A 26,198-nucleotide genomic window follows, 5' to 3' on the forward strand; every position below is an offset into this window, starting at 1 on the left:
CGTCACGCCGACCGCCGGAAGACGGGCTTCACCGGCCGCCCGCCCAACCAGGGGCCGGGGTCTTGCGCATCGAGCGCCTTCCGGTACACCGCGCACGCGCGGGCCACCACGTCGACGGTGTGGTCGATGTCGGCGTCACTGAGCGCGCTGCTCACCACGAACGACGGGGCGAGCACCCCGCCCGCGAGGAGTTGGCGCAGGAACAGGGTGCGGTACTCCTGCGACGGCCGGAGGTGCTCGTCCAGGGTGGCGAAGACCAGGTTGCTGGCCCGGCCCCGCACGAGGAGGTGGTCGCCGACGCCCATCGCGGACGCGGCGCTGCGCACGCCCGCGGCCAGCCGTGCGCCGAGGGCGTGCAGGCGCGCGGTGATCCCCTCCTCGACGTACGTGCGCAGGACGGCCGTCGCCGCGGCCAGGGAGTGCGTCTCCGCGCCGTGCGTGGTGGACAGCAGGAACACCCGCTCGCCCCGGTGGCGCAGCCCGCCGCGCTCCATCAGCTCGCGGCGCCCGGCCAGCGCGGAGACGGCGAACCCGTTGCCCAGCGCCTTGCCGAACGTGGAGAGGTCCGGGACGACTCCGTACAGGCCCTGGGCGCCCGCCTCGGACCACCGCAACCCGGTGATCATCTCGTCGAAGACCAGCACACAGCCGTGCCGGTCGGCCAGCTCGCGCAACCCCGTGAGATAGCGCGAGGCGGAGTTCCCGCTGCCCGGGTGCGGGGGAGAGCCGGCGCAGGGCTCGTCGGGGCCGACGGGTTCCAGGACCAGGCAGGCGACCTCGTCCCGGTACCGGTCGAGCAGTTCCTCCGTGGCCGCCAGATCCCCGTGGGGGAAGGACACGGTGAGCCCGGTGGTCGCCGCCGGCACGCCGGCGGACATCGGCGTGGTGGCGATGAACCAGTCGTCGACGGAGAAGAACGGCTGGTCGCCGCAGACCGCCACCCGCGGGCGCCCGGTGACGGCGCGGGCCAGGCGCACCGCCGCGGTGGTGGCGTCGGATCCGTTCTTCGCGAACTTCACCATCTCGGCGGTCGGCACGGTGGCGAGGAAACGCTCCGCCGCCTCGACCTCGACGATCGACGGCCGGACGAAGTTGCTGCCGCGCTCCAGCTCCCGTCTGACCGCCTCCAGCACGCGCGGGTGGGCATGGCCGAGGCTGACCGACCGCAGGCCGGAGCCGTACTCGACGTACCGGTTGCCGTCGACGTCCCACACATGGGCGCCGTGGCCGTGGCTGATGACCGGGGCCAGGTCCTCGGGGTACTGGTCGTCGCCCTTGGCGTAGGTGTGCGCGCCCCCGGGGACCATCGCGTGCAGCCGCTCGTTCGCCAGCCGCGACCGGGGCAGGCGGAACTCCTCCGACTCCATGCCTGCTCAGCTCCCCTTCTGGGTACGGGCCCGCTTCAGGGCTTCGGCCAGGTGCGGCGCCCGCCGGTCCCGCCGGGACACGGAGGTGACCGGCAGCGGCCACGGGACGCCGAGTCCGGGGTCGTCGAAGGCGATCGTCACGTCCTCGGCCGGGTCGTGCGGACGGTCGATCCGGTAGGAGACGTCGGCGGGCTCGGTCAGCGCCTGAAAGCCGTGCGCGCACCCCGCCGGGACGTACAGGGTCACCTGCGTCTCGTCCGACAGTTCGAAGGAGGCCAGGTTGCGGTACGTCGGCGAGCCCACCCGCAGGTCCACGACGACGTCGAAGACCCTGCCGTACGAGCACCGCACCAGCTTGGCCTCACCGGCTCCGGCACGCAGGTGCAGGCCGCGCAGCACGCCCCGGGCCGAGCGGGACACACTGTCCTGCACGAAGGCGTGCGGGTCGAGACCCGCGGCGCGGACCGCGTCGGCGTCGAAGGTCCGGGAGAAGAAGCCGCGTTCGTCGGCGAACGGCGTCGGTTCGAACAGGTACGCGCCGTCGATCTCCGGAACCGGTGTCGCTTTCATGGGGCCTCCCGCAGAGCGTGGTCGTGGGCAGGTGCGGCGTCGTCCGCCGCGGGGAACAGGGCCGCCGACAAGGCGGTGAGATGGTCCCGGAGCTGCCGGGCCGCCTCCAGGTTCCGCTCGCCGAGCAGGCGCCGTACCTCCGCGGAGCGCTTCTCCAGCGCCCGGAACTGCTCCAGCAGCCGGTCGGGGTCCACCTCGCGCGCCGGGTGGCAGAACCCGCCGAGCCCCATCCGGTCCATCAGCGCGTCACTCTTCGCCGCGTAGCTGAGGGCGAGCGTCGGCGTGCCGGCCTTCAGGGCGCACACCAGGTTGTGGTACCGGGTCGCCACCACGGCGTCGGCGGCCGCCGTCTCCTCCAGCAGATCGGCCAGTGAGGCCGCCTCCGCCGCGGTGACCAGCGGCGAGTCCACCGCGCGGAGGATCGCGGCGACCACCGGACGGTCCGCCTCGTCGCCGGTGAGCAGCCGGACCCGCCTGCCGTCCTCGGCCAGCGCGCGGACGAAACGGGTCGTCCCGTCGAGGTAGCGCCGGTGGATCTCCCGCGCCCGCGCACGGTCGTCGTTGCCGCCGCGGAAGTCCATGACGCCCACGCAGACCGTGCCCGGCCGCTCTGCGGGGGTGCCCGGGTGCCGTGCCGGCAGGGCGAACGCGAGGTCCGGATGGACCGCGTCGCGTGCGGTGTCCACCCCCATCGCCCGCATCGCGTCGCGGGACAGCACGTCCCGGTACGACCGGTGGGCGGCCAGCCGCGCCGACCAGCGCACCAGCGCCCGGGTCGGCCGGTCCGTGATCGCGTCGGCGCCGACCCCGACCAGAGCCACCGGGGTGCGCAGCAGCCGACCGCTCGCGCACAGCAGGAACAGCGCGTACGGAAAGCCCCACGGCCGCAGCGGCAGTGTGGCCTCCAGGACGCCCATGCCCGGCACGATCACCACGTCGTGCCGCCGCACCCAGGCGGCGGTGCGGACGACGTCGACGAGCTTGCCCAGGCCCTTTCCGGCGACGGCCCCCGCACGGGACGCGGTCCGGTACTCCCCGCCGTACCAGTGCAGCCGCGTCGCGGGGATCCGGAAGCGGGCCGTGACGGCCTCTGGCCCGCCGCACAGCGCGTCCACGACCGCCTCCGGGTGCGCGGCGCGCAGATGACCCAGCACGGCTTCGAGCGACCCGTCGTTGCCGAGGTTGCCCGAGCCGAGCAGGCCGAACACCCCCACGCGCACCGCAGCGGGCCCCGCGGCCGTCATGCCTCCCCGCCCGCACGGCTCTCCCGGCCCGCCACCAGGGCGTCGACGCTGACGGAGAGCCCGGACGGATCGGCCGGGGCCCGGTCCTCGACGCGTTCGCCGGCGCCCGGCCGGGCCCGGCTCGCCAGCCAGGCGGCCAGGTGGCCGTAACAGGCGCGCCGGTCCGCCGAGGACAACGGCGCCCGCCGGACCGCCGACACGAAACCCGCGACGTACTCGGCGAGCAGCCGGGGCGTCGGATGCAGCGGCCCCGCCCGGCGCGGATCCAGGTTCACGCACCGGGAGCGCTTCGAAGGGTTCGCCCGCTCCGCGCGGGTGGGGTGGTCCCGGCGGAAGTACAGCAGCTCGGGCACCTGGTGGAAGGGGCCGTGCAGGGCGAGTTCGGCGACGAACGTGCGGTCCGCGTGGTGGTAGCTGTCGTGCGGCTTCACCCGGCGCAGCACGTCGGCCCGCATCACCCCGTAGAAGTCGTCGCCGCCGGGCTCGAACAGCAGGCTGCGGAAACGCACCGGCGCACTGGGCGATGCGGTGTCCAGCCCGTACTCGTAGGGGACCACCACCTTTCCGTCCCCGTCGACGACCGCCTGGCCGGCGTGCGCCAGGATCACCTCCGGCCGCGCGTCCAGAGCCTCCACGCACGCCCGCAACAGGTCCCGGGCGTACAGGTCGTCGTGCGACGCCCACTTGAACAGCTCGCCCCGGCACCGGGTGAACACGTGGTGGTGGTTGGGCGCCGCGCCGATGTTCCGGCGCAGCCGGAGGTACCGCACGCGTGGGTCCAGTGCGGCGTACTTGCGGCAGATCTCCTGCGTCCCGTCGGTCGACGCGTTGTCGGACACGACCAGTTCGAAGTCCTCGAAGGTCTGGCCGAGCAGGGCGTCGAGCGACTCGGCGAGGTACTCCTCGCCGTTGTGGACGGGCAGGCCGATGCTCAGCCGGGGAAGTGCGGTCATGAGGTCCTCGCTTCGGAGAGGGGGAGATGGGTGCGCAGGGCGGACCGCAGGTGCAGCCACCACACGGCCGACCCGCAGAGGGTCGCGGCGGCGACGCCCCAGGCCGAACCGGCCGTGCCGCCGACGGCGGCGCCGCCGAGCCCGCCGCCGACGTAGCACGCGGAGGCGAGGAGCTGGGCGCGCAGACTGCTCCGGGCCGCGCCCAGCGCGCGCAGCCCGGCCGCCGCGCCGACGCCCAGGCCGGCGCCCGCCACGCCGAGCGTGGCCGGCACGACGAGCGCCGACGCGGACGCCCAGACGTCGCCGAGCAGGAGTTCCCCCGCCCGGTCCGGGACCAGCAGCAGAGCCGCACCCCACAGCAGTGCGGCGACGGCCAGCCCGCCGCCCAGCAGGAAACAGAACCGGGCCAGCCGGTGCGGGGCCCGCCGCAGCACCCGTGCCGCCTCGGCGACGGTGACCAGCGACAACCCCATCAGCACGGCGAGGAACGGGCCGAGGAGCAGTTCGGCGCCCCGGATCACGCCCACCGCGCCGAGCCCGACGATCGCGCCGAGCCCGTAGGCCCGCAGCTGGGCCGCCCCGCTGACGCCGACGTTCTCGACCAGGAAGCGGTAGCCCAGGTCGCGGTGGTCACGGAGCCACGCGCGCGCCCCGGCCGGCCGCGGCCGGATGCCGGACTGGAGGCAGCCGCAGGCGGCGGCCACCGCGGCGGCAGCACCCCAGGCGAGCACGAAGGCGGCCACGCTGCCCACCCGGGCGGCCACCAGCATCGCCGGGACGAGCGCCACGCCCCACACCACGTCGTTGACGAACGCCTTGCGGCCGGTGCCCGCGGCGAAGAACGCGTACCGCCAGCAGTCCTGGAGCAGCAGCCCCGGCAGCACGACGCCCAGCGCGGCGAAGGCGGCCCCCAGGCTGCCGCCGAGCACGGTCCCGGCGCCGAGGCACACCACGCCGACGGCCCCGCCGACGCCCAGTGCCGTGCCCGACGCACGGGCCACCGCGCCGCGCCACGACGTGTGCGGCACGCCGCTGAAACGCACCACGAGGGGGTCGGTGGCCAGGCCGCGGGAAGCGCTGAGCACCACGCCGTAGGTGAGCCAGGCCAGAGCGAACACGCCGAACGCGGTCAGCCCCAGCGAACGCGCCACCCAGATGCCCACCGCGAAGTTGGTCACGCTGGACACCGCCTGGTCGGCCAGCCCCCAGGAAAGACGGCCGACGACGGCCCGCCGGGCGGTGCGCCGCGCCCGTCCGGCCCGCTCCGCCGACGCCGTCGGCTCCCCCTCCTCGGCGACCACCCGCGTCACGCCTTGATCAGCCCGGCGCCGAGCAGGGCGTCGGCCGCCGCGGCGACGGCGTCGAACGGCAGGGCGGACCGCTCGGCGACGTCCAGCAGGCTGTGCCCGCCGTCGGAGAGGCTGAGCACCCAGAGCATGGCCAGCTGGGCCTCCTTCGCGTCACTGCGGCCGCCGAGCGAGTCGTACAGTCCCCGCCTGCCCAACTGCGGCTCGCCGTACGGGCTGAGGTTGACGTACCGCCGGTTGCGGTCGAGGACGGCGAACGCCTCCCGGCAGACGGCCAGGGTGTCCGCCATCGCCTCGGGGGTCACGAAGTCCGGGTCGTCCGCCGAGGTGTGGTACTCGGGGTAGCCCGCGTACGGGGTGCGGCTGAGGGAGCCGACGCCCAGGTCGAACCCGGGGGAGCAGTACTGCCGCTCGTCGTAGCCGTAGGGAGTGAACCCGGTGACCCGGTGCGGGCGTCCGGAGGTCTCCAGGACGTGCCGCAGCACACGGTCGATCTCCGCGTCGCCGCGCCTGCTCTGCTTGTACGTCAGATCGCCCCGGTCGCCCGCGCACGCCAGGACGAGACCGTGCTTGACCCGCTCGATCCGCGTCGCGTTGCGGGCCAGCCACGTGATCGCCCCGATGGTGCCGGGCGCGAAGACGAACCGGTAGGTGTAGTGGGGCGTCCGCTCCGCCAGCGCCCGCGCCAGGAACGTCGCCACCGCGATGCCGGACAGGTTGTCGTTGGCCAGCGAGGGGTGGCAGACGTGGCAGGAGACGAGCACCTCGTCGGGGACCCGCCCGGGGACCACGTGCTCGGCGTAGGTGAGGTGGCCGTCGGCGAGCGTGGAGTCCACGCACACCTCGTACTCGCCGTCGGGCAGCGCGTCCAGGGTGTCCTGGGCCAGGCAGAAACCCCATTGCGGCCGGTAGTAGCTGGTGCGGTAGGGCACCAGGCCCGGCTGGTCCGGCAGGGTGTGCAGGTGGGCCCGCAGCTCGGACAGCGGCATGGTCGTGGACACCGGCACGCTGTACCCGAGCACGTGCAGGCTGGACGCGGCGAAGTCGACGACCCGGTTGCCCGCGGAGTCGGCGACGTACGCGTCCCGGATGTTCCACTCCTGCGGCACCGTCCAGTCGAGCACCTGCGTCCCGGTCGGCACTTCGTGCACCTGTAGCGGCAGGTACTCGCCGACGACGTCCAGGGTGGCGCGCACCCCGTCCCCGGTGATGCTCCGGCACAACGGGTACAGCCGCTCCACCAGCGCGTGCATCTGCTCGCCGGCACCGGTCATCGGCGCCGCCGCAGGGTGTCGTCGACTCCGCCGGCGTCGGACGCGGCGCGCAGCACCGCGAGACGGGTGAAGCGGCCTTCGAAGTCCTCTCGGGTCAGTCCGAACTCGCGGTAGGCGTCCGCGAGTTCGAGCGCTCCCCGGTGCACCGTCCACTCGCACGCGAAGCCGGGGACCGCGGCGCGGAAGCGGGAGAAGTCCACCCGGTACGACCGGGGGTCGGCGCCGTTCTCCCCGGTGATCACCACCTTCGCACCGGGCACCGCCCCGGCGACCTGCTCGGCGATCTCGGCGACCGTGACGTTGTTGACCTCGCTGCCGATGTTGAACGCCCGGTCGTGCACCGCCTCCCGCGGCGCGCCCAGCGCGGCGGTGAAGGCGCGTGCGATGTCGGCGGCGTGCACCAGCGGCCGCCAGGGGGTGCCGTCGGAGAGCACCAGCACCTCGCCGGACAGCAGCGCGTGCCCCACCAGGTTGTTCAGGACGATGTCGGCGCGCAGCCGCGGCGAGAAGCCGAAGGCGGTGGCGTTGCGCAGGAACACCGGGCTGAAGTCGTCGTCGGCCAGCGCGTGCAGGTCGTCCTCCACCCGCACCTTGGACTCCGCGTACGGCGTCACCGGGCGCAGCGGGGCGTCCTCGGCCACCAGGTCGCCGCCCCCGGCGGCGCCGTACACCGAGCAGGTGGAGGCGTACAGGAAGCGCCGCACCCCGGCGTCGCGGGCCAGCTCGGCGAGCGCGACGGACGCGTGGTGGTTGATGTCGTAGGTGAGGTCCGGGGCGAGCGAGCCCAGCGGGTCGTTGGACAGCGCGGCCAGGTGGATCACGGCGTCCACCCCGGCCACGTGCTCGGCCGTGACGTCGCGCAGGTCCACCCGGTGCCCCGGCGGGTCCGCGGGCGGCGGGCCCAGCACGCAGTCGGCGAACAGGCCGGCGTCGAGACCGACGACTTCGTGCCCGGCGGCCTGGAGCACCGGGGCCATGACGGTGCCCAGGTACCCCTGATGTCCGGTCAGCAGTACGCGCAAGGTTCAGCCCTCCAGGCCGAGAGTGAGTTTGGGGACGGCGAAGGCCTCGGCGTACCGCGCGTGGCATTCGATGCCGCGGATCCGGGCGAGCCCGAGGAAAGCCTCCCGGTCGTACCAGGGGCGGTGCCGCTGCGAGGGATAGTGCTCCAGCAACAGCCGCACCTTGTCCTCGGCGACGTCCGGCGTCAGCGGCTGGTACGCCCCGGTGCGGCCCAGGTCGCCGTCCCACTTGACGATCTCGTAGCCGAGGACGAGGTGGTCGCGGAAGGCGGTGGGCACCAGCCGGGCCAGGCCGCGGTGGTCCTGGTGCGCGTCGTCGGTGCGCGGTGCCAGCACCAGGCCGGGGTCGGTGCGCCCACGCAGTTCCTCGACCGCGGCCTTGGCCTCCTCCCACTGCGCCGGCATCCGCCCGTCCGCCAGCTTGAGCACGGTCAGCCGCACGTCCGCACCCGGGCAGAAGGCGGCGAGCGCGGCCCGCTCCTCCTGCTCCCGCTCGCCGCCCCCGCCGGAGAGCACCAGCGCGTCGACGCGGATGCCCGGCCGTGCCCGGCACAGCGTCAGCAGTGTGCCGCCGGCTCCGATGGCGATGTCGTCGCAGTGCGCGCCCACCGCGGCGATCCCGTCCAGGCGCCCGGCCCCGAGCCGGATCACGCGCCCGCCCCCACGCCGCTCCGCTCCCACACGGCCCACGGGCGGTCGCCGCGGGCGTACGCGTGGTCGAGCGCCGCCCGCTCCTTCACGGTGTCGGTCGGCTTCCAGAAGCCGCGGTGCCGGTGCGCCACCAGCCTGCCCTGCTTGGCCAGCCGGGCGCATCCGTCGGCGACCAGGTCCCCGCCCTCCGGTAGGTGGTCGAAGACCTCCTGCCGCAGCACGAAGTAGCCGCCGTTCTCCCACAGCGGCAGTTCGCTCACCGGGGTGATGCCTCCCACCAGGCCGTTCTCGCCCAGCTCCACGCAGTGGAACGAGGACTGAGGCGGTACCACCATCATCGACGCCCCGGCGTCGCGCCGGGAGAACCGCTCGATCATCTCCGGCAGCGGGGCGTCGGTGAGCACGTCGGCGTAGTTGGCGAGGAACATCTCGTCGCCGTCCAGATGCGGGCGCACCCGGCGCAGCCGCTCCCCGATGGGGGACTCGACGCCCGTCTGCACGAACGTGATGGTCCAGTCGGCGATGTCCGTGGACAGCAGCTCCGTCCGCCCGTCCCGCAGCACGAAGTCGTTGGACGCCGTCTCCTCGTAGCGCAGGAAGAAGTCCTTGATGTGGTGAGCCCCGTACCCGAGGCACAGGATGAACTCCGTGTGCCCGAAGTACGCGTAGTAGCGCATCACGTGCCAGATCAGCGGTCGCGGGCCGACCATCGCCATCGGCTTGGGCACGTCGTCGGAGGTTCCGCTGCGCATGCGCAGCCCGTAACCGCCGCAGAACAGTACGACCTTCATGCTGCGCACTCCTTCACGTGCCCTCGACGATGCTCAGGTGGGGTATGGGGAAGACCAGCCGGCCGCCCCAGTCGTGCACGTAGGACAGCTGCTCGACCAGCTCGTCCCGCAGGTTCCACGGGAGGACGAGCACGTAGTCCGGCCTGTCCGCGGCGATCTGTTCGGGCGGCAGGACCGGAATACGGCTTCCCGGGGTGAACCTGCCGTGCTTGTAGGGGTTGCGGTCGACCGTGTAGGGGAGCAGATCGGGCCGGATGCCGCAGTGGTTGAGCAGGGTGTTGCCCTTGCCCGGGGCGCCGTACCCGACGACGCTCTCGCCGCGCTCGGCCGCCTCGATGAGGAACTTCAGAAGGTCGCGGCGCACCTTCGCCACCCGGGCGGAGAACTCGCCGTACCCGGACAGCTCCTGCAACCCGGCCGCCTTCTCCCGGGCCAGCACGTCCGCCACCGCGCGGGCGGGCTCGCCCGCCGCCTCCGCCGGGCGGGCCCACAGCCGGATCGACCCGCCGTGCGTGGGCAGCAGTTCGACGTCCACGAGCGTGAGCCCGCCACTGGCCAGCGCCCGGGACGCGGACGCGACCGTGTAGTACTGGAAGTGCTCGTGGTAGATCGTGTCGTACTGGTTCCCCTCGATCAGCGTCAGCAGGTGCTGCACCTCGACGGAGACCCAGCCGTCGTCGGCGACCAGGGCGCGCAGCCCCCGGGTGAAACCGACCACGTCGGGGATGTGGGCGTACACGTTGTTGGCCACGACCAGGTCCGCCGGGCCGTGCTCCGCGCGGACGGCCGAGCCGGTGTCCGGATCCAGGAACCGGGTGAGCGTCGGCACGCCCGCCTCACGCGCCGCGGCGCCGACGTTCACCGACGGCTCGATGCCCAGGCAGCGGATCCGGCGGTCCACCAGGTGCCGCAGCAGGTACCCGTCGTTGCTGGCGACCTCGACCACGAAGGAACCGGGCCCCAGGCCGAGCCGTGCCACGGTGCCGGCGACGAAGGTACGCGCGTGCTCCACCCAGGAGGAGGAGTAGGAGGAGAAGTACGCGTACTGGGTGAACGTCTCCTCCGGTGAGATCAGCGGCGGGATCTGCGCCAGCCAGCAGTGCGTGCAGACCCGCAGATGCAGTGGGTACGCGGGCTCCGGCAGGTCCAGTTGGTCCGCGGCGAGGAAACTCTCGCACGGCGGCGTCGCCCCCAGGTCGACGACGCTCACCGGCGCCGCCGCGCCGCAGAGTCGGCATGGTGTCATCTGCTGCCCCCATCCCCGCCCGCGCGGGTGTCCCGCCGCGGGCCGGATCCGTCCCCGGCCGGCGGCGGGACGTCCCCGCCGCCGGAGCGCGCCGCGATCGCGGCGCGGTACCCCTCCACCAGACGCTCCAGCCCGACCGCCGGACAGAAGCCCTGCTCGTAACGGCGCCGGGCCGCCCGGCCCATCTCCCGGTTGCGCACCCGATCGGCGGTGATCCGGCGCAGGCACGACGCGAGCGAGGCGCTCCCGCCCGGCCGGTGCAGCAGCCCGCTCACCCCGTCCTCGACGAGTTCGACGAAGGCCCCGTGACCGGCGGCGACGACCGGGACCCCCGCCGCCATCGCCTCCACGACCACCAGACCGAACGCCTCCAGCCACGTCGAGGGAGCCACCACGGCCACCGACCGCGCGACGGCCCGCCGGCACCGGTCCGTGTCGTACAGCCCCACGTACCGCACGTCGTCCCGGCCCGCCGCCCACGCCGTCACCTCCCCCTCCAGCGGCCCCGCGCCGGCGACGACGAGCGGCACGCCCACGCCGCCGTCCGCCGCGAGCGCGTCCCACGCGGCCATGAGCAGCCGCACGCCCTTGGCCTCCGCGAGCCGCCCCAGATAGAGCAGATGCTCGCCGTCACCGTCCCGGCGGGCGTGCGTGTCGGGTACGAAGTTGTGCTTCACCGCCAGCCGGTCGGCGGGCATCCCGGCCCCCACCAGCACGTCGCGCTGGGCGGCGGAGATGCAGAAGAACCGCTGCACACCGGACCACCACCGCCGCCGGTTGACCAGCAGGCCGGCCGCGAGCGGCACCGTCGCCGCCCGCGAACCCCGGTAGCACCCGTGCCGGACCGCGGGCAGCGGCGTCCCGCCGACGCACTCGGTGCACGGCCGCCCGTCGCGCTGCAACGTGCCCGGCGGGCAGACCTGGCCGTAGTTGTGCAGGGTGGCCACGACGGGCACCCCGACGTCGGCGCAGGCGGCCAGCACCGCGGGGGACAGCAGCGGGAAGACGTTGTGGACGTGCACCACGTCCGGCCGGTCGGCACGGAGCCGGGCGGCCAGAGCGCTGCGGACCGCGGGGTTCCACGGCACGAGCAGCGGCACCGCGGCCTTGCCGAGCAGGGAGCGGGCCGCGATGTCGTCGCTGCGCCGCTCGAACAGCCCGACCCGGTGGCCGGCCGCGCGGAGCAGGGCCACCTCCTGGTCGACGACCTTGTTCTCTCCACTCGGCTGCGCCGAGGAGTAACGGTTGTGCACCACGAGGACGTGCATGAGCGAGGTCACCACCTGTCCCTGGTCCGGTCGAGGACCTGTGCTCGGGGTGCCGCGGCCGGCGGCGGGGACGCTGCCGCGACGGGCGCCGCCAGCAGCGACGCGGCCACGGCCAGATGCAGCAGATACGGCGAGGCGTCGCCCAGCCCGGCCTCGGTGTACGACGCGATCGCGCAGTAGCTGATCAGGAAGAGCGCGCAGGCCCGCGGCAGCGACGGCGGACGCAGCAGCGCGACACCGCCCAGCACGACGACGATCCCCGCCACCAGCACCACGCCGATCAGGCCCTGCTCGTGGTAGACGGCCAGCCAGCTGTTGTCGATCGGCAGCCCGCCGAACGACTTGTCGCCCAGACCCACGCCGAACAGTTCCGTCCCGGCCGTCCGGGGCGCCGCCAGCAGGGCGTCCCAGACCTTGGCCCGGCCGGTGAGGCTGGTCAGGTGCTCCTGGCTCTGACCGCGCAGGAACCACGCCTGCAGCGCGGAGGCGAACCCCACCGCGGCCACCGCCGCGCACAGCACCGCCCAGGCGAAGAACCGGCGGGCGGCGGCGCTGGTCGACAGGAGCGAGCCGATCGCCAGCGCCAGTCCGACGAGCAGACCGACCGTCGCCGTGCGGGTGTGGGTCAACGCCAGCAGCGCCAGGGCGGGCACGACGACCGCGGCCGCCCCGGCCCGGCCCGTCCGGCGGCCCACAGCGAGCAGCACGCCGAGCCCGACGACCACCGCGGCGTACTGGCCGATCTGCGGCGGGGTGAGCGGCCACACCGCGCCGACCAGCCGCCCGCCGTAGACCTCGGGCATGGCCGCGCCCGGTGAGAGGACCGCACCGGCCACCACCGACGCGAGGACCGCCAGGTAGAACCGGATGTGGTGGCGGACGAACGTCAGGCCGCCGTCCCACCAGCGGCTCAGCAGCCACAGCGTGCCGACGAACAGGGTCAGCCGGCCGCACCGGAACAGTGCGCCGAACCCGGACTCCAACTGCACGCTGGAGATCACGCTCGGCACCAGCAGCAGGGTGAGCAGGAACAGGAAGGCGCAGGACCGGATGCGCAGCCGGACGTTGAGGGCCAGCGCCAGCGCGAACGCGGCGACCAGCGCGCCCATGGTGACCGCCTGGATGAGGGAGCGGGGGAGCGGCACGATGGTCTGCGCCCCCGCGGAGCCGAGCGTGTTGAGGATCAGCAGCCCCCAGACGGCCCCGACGCGCTTCGGCGGGCCGGGCGGCCCGGCGCCGCCGGGCCCCGTGTCCGGCGTGACCGGTCCGCCCGCCGGCGCGCCGTGCCGCAGATCGCCGTCCACGTCACCCACCGTCCCGCGGACCGAGACTGCTGCCCGCGTCCTGCCGGTAGGGCGCGCCCCGCCACTGCGCGAAGTCGAGGACGCGGCTCGGGTCGTGGACCACGAACCTCCACGGCCCGACGTAGACGTTGTCGTGCCAGCGGTTGTGCTGCCCGAGAGTGATCGCCTCGGAGATCTGCTCACCCTTGTACGGCGACCACGGGGGATAGGTGCCGTAGTTGGCGAGCACCGCCATGCGGTCGCACTTCTCCGTGCACTTGAGGACGGACTTGTCCAGCACGAAGCGGTTGTGGTGGATCCGCACCCGCTGCGTCTTCCACCGGCAGTCCGAGTGGAGCGGCGCGGTGGCGATGCCCGGTCGCGCACAGCGGGCGATGTCCGCGACCAGCAGGGTGCAGGTGCCGGACGAGGTGTTGGCGGCGCTGTTGCAGAATCGGTCGGCGTTCTCCCACAGGGTGATCCCGGACCAGTTGTCCTCCAGCACGTTGCGGTGGATCTCGATCCTGTCCGTGCGGGCCCGCACGCGCGGTTCGCCGCCGGACTCCGACACGTAGACGGTCCCGAGCGGGAAACCGTCACCGCGCGCGGCGTACTTGCGGCCCTCGACCCAGTTGTTCCGCCGGATCGTGTTCTCGCGGACGACCGCGTTGTAACTCGTCTCGTAGATCAGCGCGGCACCGTCGTTGCCCTCGATCAGGTTGTCCTCGATGAGGAAGTCGTTGTTGTTGGTGTCCGCCCACAACCCGGTCCCGCGGTTGTCGTGCACCCAGTTGCCCCGTACGTCCGCGCCGTCGACGGCCCAGAACTTGACGCCCCCGGTGCAGCCGCAGCCCGGCCGCCGCCGCTCCCAGTCGCCGGTGTTGTTCCCCACGATCTCGTTGCCCTCGACCAGCAGACCGCGGAGGGGGCCGGAGCCCTTGTAGGCGTTCATGCCGTACTGGCCGTTGCCACGCAGGCAGTTGGCGCGGACCCGCTGGCGCGCGCCGGCCATCAGCCCGGCCCCGGAGTTGTACTGGATCGTCGCGTGCTCGACCACCCACCCGTCGGCCGAGTCGTGGTTGACGACGCCCTCGTCGTGCGGTGCGACGAAACCCTGCACGGTCAGATGACGGATGGTGACGTCACGGGCGTCGCCCCCGAACGCGTACTGGTTGGTCCTGCGGCCGTCGAGCACCGCGCCCGGTGCGCCGAGGTAGCGGTTGCCCTTCTTGGGCAGGACCTGGGCGTGGCGTTGCGGTGTCAGCGTGTGCCTGCCCGGCCGGAGCCAGAACGTCGTCCCCGGGGGGCTGCTGCGGGTCTTCTCCGCCAGGTCGCCGACCACCGCCGGGTCGACCGTCACCGCTCCCGCCGACGCCTTCGCGGGCCCGGCCGCCGGATCGGCGCACACGGCCCGGGCCGCCTCCGCCGCGGACGGTGCCGCGGGCGGTGTCGCGGCCGGCTTCGCCGCGGGAGCGTCCGGGGCGCCCACGCAGCCGGTCGCGAGCAGGGCGGGAACCGTCACCGGCAACGCCCAGGTCCGCCACTTGATGCCCACGCCTCCCCCTCAGCCCCGGAATCCGAGCACGGTGGTGAACGCCTCGGCTTCGGACGTGAAACCGGTGCCCACCAGCGTCGTGGCCGGTTCCTTGCGTCCGAAGCCGGCCGAGTACCAGCCCAGCGGGGGATCGCTCTCGCCCCGGTGCGCCCGCCAGCGCAGCTGTCCGGGCAGATCGAGCACCGCGAAACGCTCCTCCCCGTCCCGTTCCCAGCTGAGCCTGGCCCGGCTCCCCGTCAGGTCCGCGGCGACGGCGGGCCCCAGATGGAACGCCAGACGGGCCGCCCGGCGCGGCCCGCGCACCTCGTCGACCACCCGTAACTCCGCTTCGGCGGCGCTGAGTTCCACCCGGCGGCGGTGCACGCTGCGCCGGTAGCCGCGGTGCTCGGCGCCCCAGCGGGCCACGCCGTCGCCCGGGGTGTCCGCGACCAGGACGCGGCTGCGGGCGTGCCGGGTCCACAGGAACGGGCCGCCGGAGACGGACTGGTCGGCGCCGCCCAGTTCCAGCGTGTTGTGCCCCAGCGTCGAGCGGAAGTACCGGCGCCACGCGGGCTGCCCGTGGTAGCAGTACGTCCCCGGGTCGGCGAGCACGTCCACCCCGTCGTGCCGGACCTCCACGGACAGGGCGTCGGCGTGGGCGTGCGCGGCGATGGACAGGAAACCGTGCGGGCCGCCGTCGCAGCGGCACCAGATCTCCCCGGCGCCGCCCGCCGCGGGACCGCTCCGCCCGGTGGCGCGCAGGACGGTGAGCCCGGCGTCGGCGAAGTGGGCGGGCCGCTCGGCCGGACGGCGCACGGACGCTGCCGTGCCGTGTTGCGCGTACGGCCGGATCAGGGCGGCCAGCAGCGGGGTGCGCACATCGGTGCCGGGCGTCTGCGGCCACCAGGACAGCCGACCGAACACGGCATCCCCGGTCGCCAGCAGGGAGCCCCAGCGGTCGGTGCCCGCGCCGTCCACGACCAGACCGTGCCCGTCGTCCGCGTCGCCCTGCCGCGGGGGCCTCAGCCGGGTGTCGACCACGGCCGCGAGCGCGTCCGTCATCCGCAGCAGCACGAGCCGCACCGGCGCCGGAACCTGCACGCCCGCGGCGTCCGCTTCGGCCAGCGCGGCCAGGCCCAGCTCCAGCACGAGCCCGTGGTACTCGGTTGCCAGCTCGCGGTTGAGACCGGAGCGGAAGGTGTTGTGCGTCAAGTGCCGCTCCAGCGACCGCAGCGCATCCGCCCGCCAGCGCTCCGAGGAGGGGAACCACCCGAACGCGCAGGCGGCGGCGAACTGCCCGGCGGCCTCGGCGACGGCGTGGTTGTTCGCCGACGACCCCCGGCTGGGGAAGGCCGCCAGCCACCGCTGGTGGTGCCAGATCTGGTGGCGGGCCACCGGGTTGTCCTCGAACAGGGCGACCGCCCCGGGCCAGCCGTCGAGCAGCCGGCGGATCCACACCCAGGACAGCACCCGGATGCCCAGCTCGATGCCGCTGATCCAGTGCACCCCGCGCAGCGGCGCGTTCGACGCCCACCACGACCGCAGGTGCGCCGCCACCCGCTCGGCGTACCGCTCGTCCCCGGTGAGCGCGTACGCGGCGGCGAGCACCGTCAGGTACTGGTGCCGGGACAGCTCCCAGATCTGCTTGATGTCCCCGCTGACCTCCTCGTCCCGGTACGGCAGACCGAAGGCGTACCCCCACGGGGCGTGCCGCCCGGTCCTGGGGTCGTACCACCAGTCGGGCTCCGTCAGGTCGTCGCGCACCACCCCGAAGAACTCGACGTGCCCGGCCATCAGCCGCTCCGCCTCGGCGACGAGACGCTTCGCGGCGTCCGGCGGCACCGTCCCGAGCGCCCCGGCGGGCAGCACGGAGGTGAACCGGGCGTTGCGTACGGCCGGACAGGACGGCCGCGCCGACCGCCACCGCCGCCTGCGCACCGCGTCGCCCGCCCGGCCGGCGACCTCCCGCGGCCCCATCCGCGACAGCCGCCGCACGTACCACAGCGCGCTCATGGTCATCGCGGCCCCGCCAAGGTCACCGGCACGCCGGCGGCCAGGGAGTCCCGCACGGCGAGGGTCGCCGCGGTGGTGGCCACCAGCGACTCCAGCGGCACCGGCATCGGCCCACCGCTCCGTACGGCCCCGACGAACGCGGCCAGCTCGGCGTTCTGGCCCTTGTCCCGGGCCCTGGGCAGGCGTGAACCGACCCACCGCCGCCCGGACCCGTACACCGAAGCGCGGACGAAGTCGTCCAGCCGCAGCACCTTCCCGTCGGCCATCAGGTCCAGCGTCTCCTTGGGGAAGCCGGACGCCCCCGTGGTGACGTAGCTGAGCGTGGCGGTGGACCCGTCCGGGTAGCGCAGCACGACCTGGAGGTCCTCGTCGCCGGGTGCGGCGATCGCGTACACCGAGACTGGATCGGCCCCGATCAGCGCGCTCGCCGTGTCGATGAAGTGCCCTCCCTCGCCGGCGAACCGCGAGCCCTCGGTGCCCTGCCGGAGGTACCAGCTGCCGTGCGGCAGGCGGCCCGCGTTGACGAGACAGCGCAGGCTCGCCGGACCGGTCCTGACGCCGAACCGGTTCGCGGCCTGCCGCAACAGAGGCGCGAACCGGCGGTTGAAGCCCACCTGCAAGCGGTCGTTGCCGGACTCCTCCACCGCCGCCAGCACCCCGGCCAGCTCGTCCCGGTCGAGGGCCAGGGGCTTCTCCACGAACACCGCCTTGCCCGCCAGCAGGGCCCTGCGCGTCAGCGCGGCGTGCGAGCTGTGGCGGGTGACGACGAACACCGCGTCGACCGACTCGTCACCGAGCACGGAGTCCAGGTCGGTGGTCGCACGGGCGAAGCCGAACTTCCGCTGGGCGTTGGCCGCGGACAGCGCCGTCGTGGTGACGACCGTGGACAACTCGACGCCCTCGCGACCCGCCAGGTGCGGCAGCAGCATCGACGTCGCGTAGTTCCCCGCGCCGACGAACGCCAGTCGCACCGGGGACTTCGCGCCCCGCGCCGGGGCGGGCGCCCGGGGGCCGCGCCGCACCGCGGGCACCGCCACCGCGGGGGGCCGTACGGACTCCTCCCGCTCCGGGTAGCGGAACAGCACGGCCACGGCCTTCTGCTCGCCGCCCTCCAGCCGCCGGTACGTTTCGACCGCGTCCTCGAAGTCCGCCGTGTGCGAGACCAGCGGCGCCACGTCCACCCGGCCGCGCGCGAGCAGGTCCAGGAAGCACGCCAGGTTCCGGCGCTCGGTCCAGCGCACATAGCCGATCGGGTAGTCGTGCCCCTCCAGCTCGTACTGGGGGTCGTAGCGCCCGGGACCGTACGAGCGGGAGAACCGGACGTCGAGCTCCTTCTCGTAGTACGCGTTCCACGGCAGGTCCAGAGGGCACTTGCCGATGTCGACCACCCGGCCGCGGTCCCTGCTCAGCCGGGCGGCCAGCTCGACCGGCTGGTTGCTGCCGCCGCCGGCGGCCAGGTACACCTGGTCCACGCCGTGACCGTCGGTGAGCGCGGCGACCGCGCCCTCCACGGCCGCGGACCCGGGGTCGCCGCAGGCCGCGGCGCCCTGGCGCCGGGCGAGCTCGCAGCGCACCGGGTCCGGGTCGACGCCGACGAGGCGCACCCCCGCCGCCGTCAGCAACTGCGCCACCAACTGCCCGATCAGCCCCAGGCCGATGACCAACGCCACGTCCCCCAGCTGCGGTTCGCCGCGGCGGACGCCCTGCAACGCGATCGACCCGACGGTCCCGAACGACGCGTGCTGAGGCGCCAGACCCTCCGGCACCCGGGCGTAGAGGTTCTTCGGCACCCAGTTCCACTCGGCGTGCAGCGCGTGCTCGTTGCCGGCACAGGCCACCAGGTCGCCCGTCTTCACGTCGTCGACCCCGCTGCCGACCTGTTCGACCACCCCGCACAGCGAATACCCCAGCGGCGTGTACGAGTCCAGCTTGCCCAGCACCTTGCGGTACGTGGCGGGCAGCCCGTTGACGGCCACGCTCTGCGCCACCTTCGCCACCTGGTCCGGACGCGAGCGGGCCTTGCCGAGCATCGACATGCCCGCCTCGGACACCTTCATCAGTTCCGTACCGGTGGAGATGAGCGAATACACGGTGCGCACCAGCACACCGCCCGGCTTGCACTCCGGCACCGGCACGTCGAGCACCGCCAGTTCGCCGCTCCTGTAGTTCTGCACTACCTGCTTCACCCGAACTCCTCCGCATTCCCGATCCGTCGGCCGAGCGGTCCGCCGCATCCGCGCATCGCGTCGCGATACCAGTACTCAAGGGTCAGCACGTGCCACAGATGCTTGGAGAAGTCCCGCTGCCCGCGGGCGTCCTCGGCCACCATCCGCTCCAGCGCGTCACGGCGCAGGAACCCGGAACCGACGAGCACGCCGTCGTGCACCACCTCGCGCACCAGCGGTGCCAGGTCCCGGCTCATCCAGGCCCGCAGCGGGGCACTGAACAGCCCCTTGGGCCGGTACGCGATCTCCCGGGGCAGGACTGGAACGGCCGCCTCCTTCAGGACGGCCTTGCCCTGCCGGCCGACGATCTTGCGGTTTCCCGGCACCGCGAAGGCCGCCCGCACCACCTCGACGTCCACGTACGGCACCCGCACCTCCGTCGACGCGGCCATGCTGGAACGGTCCGTGTACGCGAGGTTCAGGCCCGGCAGGAACATCCGGGCGTCCGCCAGGCACATGCGGTTGACGAAGTCGTCGAGGTCGTTGTCCCCGTACACGTCCGCGTGCTCGGTCAGTACGTCGTCGACCGTCCCCGCCAGGTCCGGATCGATCAGGGCGAGCAGCTCCCCCCGGTCGTACATGGTGTAGCTGCGCCGGAACGCGGCCTCCTCGCTCAGCTCGGCGAACGACAGGAACCGCTTCGCGAACCGCACCGACCGGTACCCCCGGCGGGACGAGGCCACCGGCAGCCGGTCCACCGCCGCCGACAGGCCGCGCCGCAGCGGCCCGGGGACACGCTGGTAGCGCAGGGCCAGGACGTTGGCCAGGTGCTTGCGGTACCCGGCGAACAACTCGTCCGCGCCCATCCCCGAGAGCATCACCTTGACCCCGGCCCGCCGGGCGGCCTCGCAGATCAGGAAGGTGTTGATCGCGGCCGGGTCGCCGATCGGCTCGTCCAGGTGGTAGGTCATCCTCTCCAGCAGGTCCAGGACGTTCGGCGCGATCTCGATCTCGTGCAGATCGACGCCGAACCGGGCCGCGACCTGCCGCGCATGGCGCAGATCGTCCGGCATCGCCTCGAACCTGGCGTCCTCGGGCCGGAATCCGATCGTGTAGGCGGAGATCCCGGGCCGGTCGCGGGCCGCCAGCGCGGTCAGGTAGCTGGAGTCCAGACCGCCGGACAGGAAGGTCGCCACGGGCACGTCGGAGAGCAGATGGCGCCGGGTCGACTCCGCGACGACGGCCGCCAGGTCCGGCACGTCACCGGCAAGTGCCCGCTCCCGGCCCTCGGCGGCGACGTCCTTGAGGTTCCAGTACCGGCCGCGCTCCACCCGCCCGTCGGGCCGGCACCGCAGCCAGGTCCCCGGCGGCAGCTTCTCCGCCCCGCGCAGCGCGCACCGCGAGTCCGGCACCCAGTAGTACAACAGCGAGGCCACCAGGGCCGCGTGGTCCACCTGGAGCGCTCCGCCTGCCGCGGCGGCCAGCGCCTTGAGCTCGGAGGCGAACACCAGGCCCCCGTCGCGCCGCGCCAGGAACAAGGGCTTGACGCCGAGCTGGTCGCGGACGAGCACCAGGTCCTGCGTGCGCTCGTCGAAGATCCCGAACGCGAACATCCCGCGCAGCCGCGGCAGGCAGTCCGTGCCCCAGCGCCGCCACGCCTCCAGGAGCACCTCCGTGTCCGAGGTGCCGCGAAAGCGCACCCCGTGCGACGCCAGTTCGCGGCGCAGCTCCGGCGCGTTGTACAGCTCGCCGTTGTACGTCAGGGCCAGACCGTCCGAGACCATCGGCTGCGCACCGGTCCCGGACAGGTCGACGACGGCCAGCCTGCGGTGCCCGAGGTGCACCTGACCGTCGCCCACGGGATGGTCGTAGCGGCCCGCCCCGTCCGGACCCCGGTGGGCGAGGACGTCGGTGAGCCGGTCGGTCACGGCCTTCCCGTCCGGCCAGCGGAACGCGCCTGCGATGCCACACATCTCTACCGTGCCTCCTGGTCGCTGTCCGGGACCTTCGCCGGCTGCCGCGACGGCCGCTCCGTCCGTGACCGGACCGCCCCGTTCTGCCGGGCGTGCCGCAGTTCGTGGCCGCGTGACGAGGCGGTGGGCGCCCCGTCCCACAGGGTGCCGTCGGTCCGGTCACGCGGATCGGCGCCGACCAGCACCACACCGGCCACCGTGACGCGCTGCTCCGCGAGCTGCCGCGCCACGGTGTGCAGCCACGCGGCGCTGCCGTGCCCGGCGCGTACGAGGAGCACGGTTCTGGCACCGAGGTGGGGAAGGTCCGACCACGCGGTGCCGGGGGAGACCGAGCCGACGCCGAGCCGCCGCACCTCCGCCGGCAGCGCGGCGGCCTCCTCGCCGCCGACCACGTCGGGAGCCCCCGGCGCCCGGCTGCTTCCGGCGAGCCCCGGTCCCGGCAGCCCGTCGACGACGGCCACCGGCCCGTCCGCGGCCAGCACCCCGGCCACGTCGAGGGCGAGCACGCCCGCGCCACGCGCGCAGCCCAGTTCCAGCAGGGACACCGGTTGCGTGGAGCCGCGCACGATGCGGGCCAGGGTCGTGGCGAGCCGTGCCCGTGCCGCCCGGGACCGTCGGCCCTGCCACGCTCCGATCCGGCCACCGGGCGCGCGGCGCAGCTCCGCGACGACCGAGGCGCCCAGGTTCTGCGCGATGTCCCGGCGCAGCACGGGGCGGTCCGCCACCACCGAGCCGACCGCGGCCAGGGCGAGACCGAGCGCCAGCCCCAGCGCCAGCCCGACGGCGCCGTTCGTGGCAGCGGTGCGCGGTACGGAATGCTCCAGCGCGCGCGGGGCGTCCACGATCCGCGTGCCGGTGACGATCCGGGGCGTGCCGGTGCGCGCCTCGACGGCGCGCTGGTCGAAGTCCGCGATGCGCGACGTGAGTTCGGCCCGGCGCGCGAAGAGCGACTCGACGCCCGCCGCCGCCTGCGGATCGCTCTGCGGCGGCCGGTCCCCGATCGTCCTGTTGACCTGGGCGAGTTCCTCGCGCATACGGTCGCGCTGGTCGAGCAGAGCGGCGGCCTCAGCCTGCGCGGTCTCCCGCATCCGCTGCACGTGGTCCGCGACGAACGCGTCCGCCAACGCCCGCGCACGGGCCACCGCCTGCGCGTCGCTGTTCCCCGTCACCTCGATCTGCAACAGGTTGTTGGTGACACCGGTGCCCCGGTAGTCACGCATGAAGTCCTCCGCCTCTTCACGGGACTTGAGGGTCCGCAGGGCCCTGTCGGCGATCCTGGTGGTCGCCAGCAGCGCCACGTCGGTGCGGATCAGCGTCCCGGTGTCGTTCGGCTGGTCCTCCTGGTGGGCGACCAGCACCTTGGTCACGGCGGTCGGGGGAGGCGGCCGCAGCAGCGCCAACGCCACCCCGGCCAGCAGACCCAGCAACGCCACCGAGCACCAGAGGCGGCGACGCCTGCGCACCGCCGCCACCAGCGCCTGGAGGTCCAGCAGGGGAGCGGACATCGGCGCCTCCCACGCCCCGGCCGTCACCGCGTCCCTCCCGCCGTGCTGCCGCGAGCCGCGAGCGACGCGCGGGAGTCTTCGCGCGAAGGGGCGGCGGAGGGGGGCGGAACGTCCCCGCGGCCCCCGACGACGACCGCGCCGACCACCTCGTGCCCGCCGTCCGCACAGGCACCGGCGATCCGGGCCAGCTCCTCCGCCGTCCAACGGCCCGCACCCACCACGACCACCGCGCCGGACTCGGCGCCGCGGTCCGGCACCACCGGGGCCGACACCGATACGCCCACCAGGCGCAGCACCGGGCGCTCACCGTGCGAAGAGGACGAGGCGGGCACGCTCCCGGCCTCGGTGACGAGACGTTCGGCGGCCGGCCGGGCACCCCGGTCGCCGTCGGGTACGACGACCAGCAGCCGATGCGGAGCCGGCCGGCCCTCCAGGAGGCGGGCGCCCACGCGCCGGAGGCGCAGCACGCTGTCCGCCTCGTCCGTGGAAGGCCGCGGGCCCGGTGCGTTCCACGGGGTGTCCACGCCCAGCAGCCGACGGAGCCCGGCCGGCCGGCCACCGCTCTCCGGACCGGGCCCACCCGGTCCACCAGGCACCTCGACCGCACCCAGCAACGTCGTCCCCAACGCCGCCGCGACCTCCTGCCCGCCCCGCAGGCGGCGATCCGCCCGCGCGGCCACGAGGTGGCCCACGACACCGCCGACGAAGAACAACACGCCCCCGGCACCCACGAGTTGGATGCGGGTCGGCGGGGTCTCGCCGGTCGGCCTGGCCGCCGGTCCCATGACGACCAGTCCAGCCCCACGGGTCGCCGGGTCGGTCTCGTCGAGCCGCCGCATGGCCTCCCGGAGCGCGGTGCGCAGCTTCTCCAGCTCGGTGCGGGCCTGCACGCTCTCCACCGTCCGCCCCGGATCGGCCGCGTCGGCCAGCTCGGTGATCCGGCGGTCGGTCTGCACCACCCGCTGCCGCAGCGCGGCGGGTCCCGCGTCCACGTCGCCGTCGGCGCCCGCGATCCGCGCGGCGAAGGCGACGAACTGCTCGGCCACCGCGTCGGAGAGCCGCTGCGCCCCCTCGGGGCTGTCGGCGGTGCCGAAGATCCTGACGATGTTCCCGTCGGAGGTCTCGGCACTCACCCGGTCCCGCAGCTCACCGCCGCCGGAGGGGCCGAGCGCGGCGGCCGCCCGGTCCACCACCGCCGAACTGGCCGCGATCTCCGCCTGGGTCACCAGGGCCCGCTCCTCCCACTGTCCTGCCAGCAGTACCGACGCCGACGCCGTGTACCGCGGCGGGAACAGCAGGGACACGCCGAAACCGACGAGCGCGCCCACCAGTGCGAGGACGGCGAGCAGCCGCAGGCGCCGGCGCACCAATCGGCCGATCGTGGCCAGGCGTATCGTTTCGTCGGTCAACGCCGCGGCCTCCTCCGCGGCCGGAGCGCCCCGCCCGGCGACGCCGGAGTGCGGACGCGGCAGGCAGCGGCGTAGGCGGCGAGCAGCGAGTCCTGCGAGTTCCGCCAGGAGAGCCGGCCGCCGATCCGTTCCTGGCCGATCTTGCCCATCCGGGCCCGCAGCTGCGGATCGTCCAGCAACAAGGCGATGAGCCCGGCGAACGCGGCCTCGTCGTTGGCGGGCGCGTACACGGCGGCGTCGCCGGCCGAGACCCGTGCCTCCCGGAGGTCGAAGGAGACGACGGGCCGGCCCATCGCCATGTACTCCAGGACCTTGTTCATGGTCGACACGTCGTTCAGCGGGTTGCGCGGGTCGGGCGACAGGCACACGTCCGCGGTGGACAGGTAGCGCAGCAGATCGGCGTCCGGGACGCGCCCGGTGAACTGGACCTGCTCGCCGAGCCCGAGCTGCCGGGACAGCTCCACCATCGCGTCGAAGGCGTCGCCCGAACCCACGAACACCGCGTGCCAGTCGGTCCGCCCCTGCTCGTCGCGGAGCTTCGCCAGGGCCCGCAGGGCGTAGTCGACGCCGTCCTGTGGCCCCATGACCCCCAGATAGCACAGCAGATGAGGCTTGCCGCGCTTCAACTCCTCCTCCGCGGGAACCGGCTGGAAACGGTCCGTGCGCGGCGCGCTGCGCACGACGAACACGTCCTCCGGCCGTCGGCCGCCACGGCGGATCGCGACCTCCCGGTAGCTCTCGTTGGTGGCCAGCACGACGTCCGCGGCCCGGTAGGTCAGCCGCTCCAGCGCGCACACGGCGCGGTACAGCAGGTCCTCGCCGCGGTCGAACCGGGAGAGGTACAGCTCGGGCACCAGATCGTGCTGGTCGAAGACGAGGCGCGCGCCGCGCCGCTTCAGCCACAGCGCCGGCAGGAACAGCAGGTCGGGCGGATTGCAGGCGTGCACCACGTGGACCGGGCCGACCCTGCGGGCGAGACGGGCCGTGTGCCACAGCGCCGCACCGTACTCCCGCAGATACCCGGCGGGCCCCCCGGTGGCCGCACGCAACGGGTAGCGGTGGATCCGCACCCCCTCGATCGTCACCTTGCGCTCCGTGTCCCGCTTCTCCCCGCGGGGGCAGATGACGTGCACCTCCCAGCCCGCGTCGCGCAGCGTCGTGCACTCCTGCCACACCCGCCGGTCGAACGGCACCGACAGGTTCTCCACCAGGATCAGCGCGCGCCTGCCCCGCCCGTCGCCGCCTGCCCGCCCCTCCCGTACCGCGTCGTCGGACGCCGCGTCACCAGGCAAGGCCGAGGTACCCCGGTTCGGCCCGGCGCGCCGCGGCGTCGGGAAGGTGGACGAGGTCGACGAGCAGGGGCACGCCGCCCTGGGGCAGCGCCTCCAGCACCGCCGGGTCCCTGGTCCCCACCAGGCACACCTCGGCGTGTTCGAGCACCTCTTCGACAGTGTCCGCGAGCAACTGCGCGAGGTGCGGCAGCCGGCCCTCGATGTACGCGCGGTTCGCGCCGACGAGACGCGACAGGGACACGTTGGCGTCGTGGATCCGCAGGTCGTACCCCTTGCCGAAGAGCCTCTCCGCCAGCTCGACGAGCGGACTCTCCCGGAGGTCGTCGGTGCCGGGCTTGAAGGACAGCCCGAACAGGCCCACCCGGCGTTTGCCGGTGCGCTCCACCAGGTCCACCGCGCGCTGAAGGTGATCGGAGTTGGAGGGCAGGATGTGGGCGAGTATCGGCACCGAGACGTCCGCCCGGTGCGCCGCGTGCACCAGGCTGCGCAGGTCCTTGGGCAGGCAGGAGCCACCGAAGGCGAACCCGGGGCGCAGATAGGCAGGGCTGATGTTCAGTTTGCGGTCGGCCAGGAAGACGTCCATCACCTGGTGCGAGTCCACCCCGAGCGCCTGACAGACAGCACCCAGTTCGTTCGCGAAGCCGATCTTGAGGCCGTGGAACGCGTTGTCCGCGTACTTGATCGCCTCGGCCGTCGCCACCGGCACCCGGAACACCTCGCCGGGCACACCGTCGTACAGGGCCGCCACCACGTCGCCGCTCGCCCGGTCGATCTCGCCGATGACCGTCTTCGGCGGATCGAAGAAGTCCTGCACGCTGGTGCCCTCGCGCAGGAACTCCGGGTTGACCGCCACCCCGAAGTCCACCCCGGCGGTGCCGCCGACGTGCTTCTCCAGGATCGGCACCAGCAGGTTCAGGCAGGTGCCCGGGAGCATCGTGCTGCGGAACACGACGGTCTGCCGCCCTCCCCGCTCGGCCAGTGCCGCGCCGATCTCTTCGGTGACCCGCTCCAGATACGTGGTGCACAGGCTGCCGTTGGGCTCCGACGGCGTACCCACGCACACCAGCGTCACCTCGCCGGCGAGCAGTGCCTCGCGGACGTCGCAGGTGGCGCGCAGGGCTCCGGTCCGCACGACCTCGGCGACGAGCTCGCCGATCCGCTCCTCGACCACCGGGGCCCGACCGGCGTTGATCAGGTCCACCTTCGCCCGGTTGACGTCCACGCCGATGACCTCGTGCCCCATTTCGGCCAGGCACGCGGCCGTCACACAGCCCACGTAACCCAGCCCCAAAACGCTGACCCTCATGACGCGTTCCTCCCCCCGGGCAGGC

General features: G+C 73.9%; 20 protein-coding genes. All 20 read right to left on the bottom strand.

Translation table 11 applies throughout. The annotated features are described in order from the left end of the window. Window positions 1-2: 2 nt before the first annotated feature. The 20 genes from ACQPZG_RS31085 to ACQPZG_RS31180 are packed head-to-tail and all read right to left on the bottom strand — an operon-like array spanning window position 3 to window position 26,173. On the bottom strand, window positions 3-1,367 hold the full coding sequence (locus tag ACQPZG_RS31085; RefSeq protein WP_433549012.1) for a glutamate-1-semialdehyde 2,1-aminomutase: 1,365 nt from the start codon (window positions 1,365-1,367) through the stop codon (window positions 3-5). A 6-nt stretch (window positions 1,368-1,373) separates the two neighbouring features. After that, on the bottom strand, window positions 1,374-1,937 hold the full coding sequence (gene rfbC, locus ACQPZG_RS31090) for a dTDP-4-dehydrorhamnose 3,5-epimerase (RefSeq protein WP_433549013.1): 564 nt from the start codon (window positions 1,935-1,937) through the stop codon (window positions 1,374-1,376). Continuing rightward, window positions 1,934-3,181: a polysaccharide pyruvyl transferase family protein gene (locus ACQPZG_RS31095; RefSeq protein ID WP_433549014.1), complete on the bottom strand. Its 1,248-nt coding sequence runs from the start codon at window positions 3,179-3,181 to the stop codon at window positions 1,934-1,936. Before ACQPZG_RS31095 ends, rfbC begins: the two co-directional genes overlap by 4 nt. Next, a complete protein-coding gene (locus ACQPZG_RS31100) occupies window positions 3,178-4,134 on the bottom strand; it encodes a glycosyltransferase family 2 protein (RefSeq protein ID WP_433549015.1) in 957 nt (318 codons plus the stop codon). Before ACQPZG_RS31100 ends, ACQPZG_RS31095 begins: the two co-directional genes overlap by 4 nt. Next, window positions 4,131-5,435, bottom strand: a complete 1,305-nt coding sequence (locus ACQPZG_RS31105) for a hypothetical protein (protein ID WP_433549619.1) — start codon at window positions 5,433-5,435, stop codon at window positions 4,131-4,133. The genes ACQPZG_RS31100 and ACQPZG_RS31105 overlap by 4 nt, the downstream gene beginning before the upstream one ends. 5 nt (window positions 5,436-5,440) lie before the next feature. Beyond that, complete coding sequence (locus ACQPZG_RS31110) at window positions 5,441-6,715, bottom strand: DUF4910 domain-containing protein (RefSeq protein ID WP_433549016.1); 1,275 nt, start codon at window positions 6,713-6,715, stop codon at window positions 5,441-5,443. Beyond that, window positions 6,712-7,737, bottom strand: coding sequence for an NAD-dependent epimerase/dehydratase family protein (locus ACQPZG_RS31115; protein ID WP_433549017.1), 1,026 nt, complete (start codon window positions 7,735-7,737; stop codon window positions 6,712-6,714). The genes ACQPZG_RS31110 and ACQPZG_RS31115 overlap by 4 nt, the downstream gene beginning before the upstream one ends. A gap of 3 nt (window positions 7,738-7,740) precedes the next feature. Beyond that, window positions 7,741-8,388, bottom strand: a complete 648-nt coding sequence (locus ACQPZG_RS31120) for a PIG-L deacetylase family protein (protein WP_433549018.1) — start codon at window positions 8,386-8,388, stop codon at window positions 7,741-7,743. Then, on the bottom strand, window positions 8,385-9,179 hold the full coding sequence (locus ACQPZG_RS31125) for a glucose-1-phosphate cytidylyltransferase (RefSeq protein WP_433549019.1): 795 nt from the start codon (window positions 9,177-9,179) through the stop codon (window positions 8,385-8,387). Before ACQPZG_RS31125 ends, ACQPZG_RS31120 begins: the two co-directional genes overlap by 4 nt. 13 nt (window positions 9,180-9,192) lie before the next feature. Then, window positions 9,193-10,425: a class I SAM-dependent methyltransferase gene (locus ACQPZG_RS31130; RefSeq protein ID WP_433549020.1), complete on the bottom strand. Its 1,233-nt coding sequence runs from the start codon at window positions 10,423-10,425 to the stop codon at window positions 9,193-9,195. After that, entirely contained in the window at window positions 10,422-11,693 is a 1,272-nt protein-coding gene (locus ACQPZG_RS31135; RefSeq protein ID WP_433549620.1) for a glycosyltransferase, read from the bottom strand. Before ACQPZG_RS31135 ends, ACQPZG_RS31130 begins: the two co-directional genes overlap by 4 nt. Window positions 11,694-11,701: 8 nt before the next feature. Then, the gene (locus ACQPZG_RS31140; RefSeq protein WP_433549021.1) at window positions 11,702-12,997 is read right to left on the bottom strand and encodes an O-antigen ligase domain-containing protein; all 1,296 of its coding nucleotides are present in this window, start codon (window positions 12,995-12,997) and stop codon (window positions 11,702-11,704) included. Window position 12,998: 1 nt separating this feature from the next. Beyond that, the gene (locus tag ACQPZG_RS31145; RefSeq protein ID WP_433549022.1) at window positions 12,999-14,531 is read right to left on the bottom strand and encodes a right-handed parallel beta-helix repeat-containing protein; all 1,533 of its coding nucleotides are present in this window, start codon (window positions 14,529-14,531) and stop codon (window positions 12,999-13,001) included. Between the two features lie 9 nt (window positions 14,532-14,540). Beyond that, window positions 14,541-16,529 (bottom strand): alginate lyase family protein, encoded by a 1,989-nt coding sequence (locus ACQPZG_RS31150; protein WP_433549023.1) that lies wholly within the window; start codon window positions 16,527-16,529, stop codon window positions 14,541-14,543. Continuing rightward, window positions 16,526-18,709 carry a bi-domain-containing oxidoreductase gene (locus tag ACQPZG_RS31155; protein WP_433549024.1) on the bottom strand — a complete coding sequence of 728 codons (2,184 nt, stop codon included), beginning with the start codon at window positions 18,707-18,709 and terminating at the stop codon, window positions 16,526-16,528. Before ACQPZG_RS31155 ends, ACQPZG_RS31150 begins: the two co-directional genes overlap by 4 nt. Further along, window positions 18,706-20,661 carry an asparagine synthase (glutamine-hydrolyzing) gene (asnB, locus tag ACQPZG_RS31160; RefSeq protein ID WP_433549025.1) on the bottom strand — a complete coding sequence of 652 codons (1,956 nt, stop codon included), beginning with the start codon at window positions 20,659-20,661 and terminating at the stop codon, window positions 18,706-18,708. Before asnB ends, ACQPZG_RS31155 begins: the two co-directional genes overlap by 4 nt. Before the next feature lie 2 nt (window positions 20,662-20,663). Continuing rightward, window positions 20,664-22,166 (bottom strand): Wzz/FepE/Etk N-terminal domain-containing protein, encoded by a 1,503-nt coding sequence (locus ACQPZG_RS31165; RefSeq protein ID WP_433549026.1) that lies wholly within the window; start codon window positions 22,164-22,166, stop codon window positions 20,664-20,666. Window positions 22,167-22,189: 23 nt separating this feature from the next. Continuing rightward, entirely contained in the window at window positions 22,190-23,575 is a 1,386-nt protein-coding gene (locus tag ACQPZG_RS31170) for a Wzz/FepE/Etk N-terminal domain-containing protein (RefSeq protein WP_433549027.1), read from the bottom strand. After that, window positions 23,572-24,867: a glycosyltransferase family 4 protein gene (locus ACQPZG_RS31175; RefSeq protein WP_433549028.1), complete on the bottom strand. Its 1,296-nt coding sequence runs from the start codon at window positions 24,865-24,867 to the stop codon at window positions 23,572-23,574. Before ACQPZG_RS31175 ends, ACQPZG_RS31170 begins: the two co-directional genes overlap by 4 nt. Further along, the gene (locus ACQPZG_RS31180; protein ID WP_433549029.1) at window positions 24,857-26,173 is read right to left on the bottom strand and encodes a nucleotide sugar dehydrogenase; all 1,317 of its coding nucleotides are present in this window, start codon (window positions 26,171-26,173) and stop codon (window positions 24,857-24,859) included. The genes ACQPZG_RS31175 and ACQPZG_RS31180 overlap by 11 nt, the downstream gene beginning before the upstream one ends. Window positions 26,174-26,198 lie beyond the last annotated feature (25 nt).

This window comes from Streptomyces sp. CA-294286, assembly GCF_050947155.1.
Taxonomy (GTDB): Bacteria; Actinomycetota; Actinomycetes; order Streptomycetales; family Streptomycetaceae; genus Streptomyces.

Bases quoted from the DNA above. Each gene is read 5' to 3' on its own strand.
- ACQPZG_RS31085 (WP_433549012.1), bottom strand. From the start codon at position 1,367: ATGGAGTCGGAGGAGTTCCGCCTGCCCCGGTCGCGGCTGGCGAACGAG.
- ACQPZG_RS31165 (WP_433549026.1), bottom strand. From the start codon at position 22,166: ATGTCCGCTCCCCTGCTGGACCTCCAGGCGCTGGTGGCGGCGGTGCGC.
- ACQPZG_RS31095 (WP_433549014.1), bottom strand. From the start codon at position 3,181: ATGACGGCCGCGGGGCCCGCTGCGGTGCGCGTGGGGGTGTTCGGCCTG.
- rfbC (WP_433549013.1), bottom strand. From the start codon at position 1,937: ATGAAAGCGACACCGGTTCCGGAGATCGACGGCGCGTACCTGTTCGAA.
- ACQPZG_RS31100 (WP_433549015.1), bottom strand. From the start codon at position 4,134: ATGACCGCACTTCCCCGGCTGAGCATCGGCCTGCCCGTCCACAACGGC.
- ACQPZG_RS31135 (WP_433549620.1), bottom strand. From the start codon at position 11,693: ATGCACGTCCTCGTGGTGCACAACCGTTACTCCTCGGCGCAGCCGAGT.
- ACQPZG_RS31180 (WP_433549029.1), bottom strand. From the start codon at position 26,173: ATGAGGGTCAGCGTTTTGGGGCTGGGTTACGTGGGCTGTGTGACGGCC.
- ACQPZG_RS31110 (WP_433549016.1), bottom strand. From the start codon at position 6,715: ATGACCGGTGCCGGCGAGCAGATGCACGCGCTGGTGGAGCGGCTGTAC.
- ACQPZG_RS31125 (WP_433549019.1), bottom strand. From the start codon at position 9,179: ATGAAGGTCGTACTGTTCTGCGGCGGTTACGGGCTGCGCATGCGCAGC.
- asnB (WP_433549025.1), bottom strand. From the start codon at position 20,661: ATGTGTGGCATCGCAGGCGCGTTCCGCTGGCCGGACGGGAAGGCCGTG.
- ACQPZG_RS31130 (WP_433549020.1), bottom strand. From the start codon at position 10,425: ATGACACCATGCCGACTCTGCGGCGCGGCGGCGCCGGTGAGCGTCGTC.
- ACQPZG_RS31150 (WP_433549023.1), bottom strand. From the start codon at position 16,529: ATGACCATGAGCGCGCTGTGGTACGTGCGGCGGCTGTCGCGGATGGGG.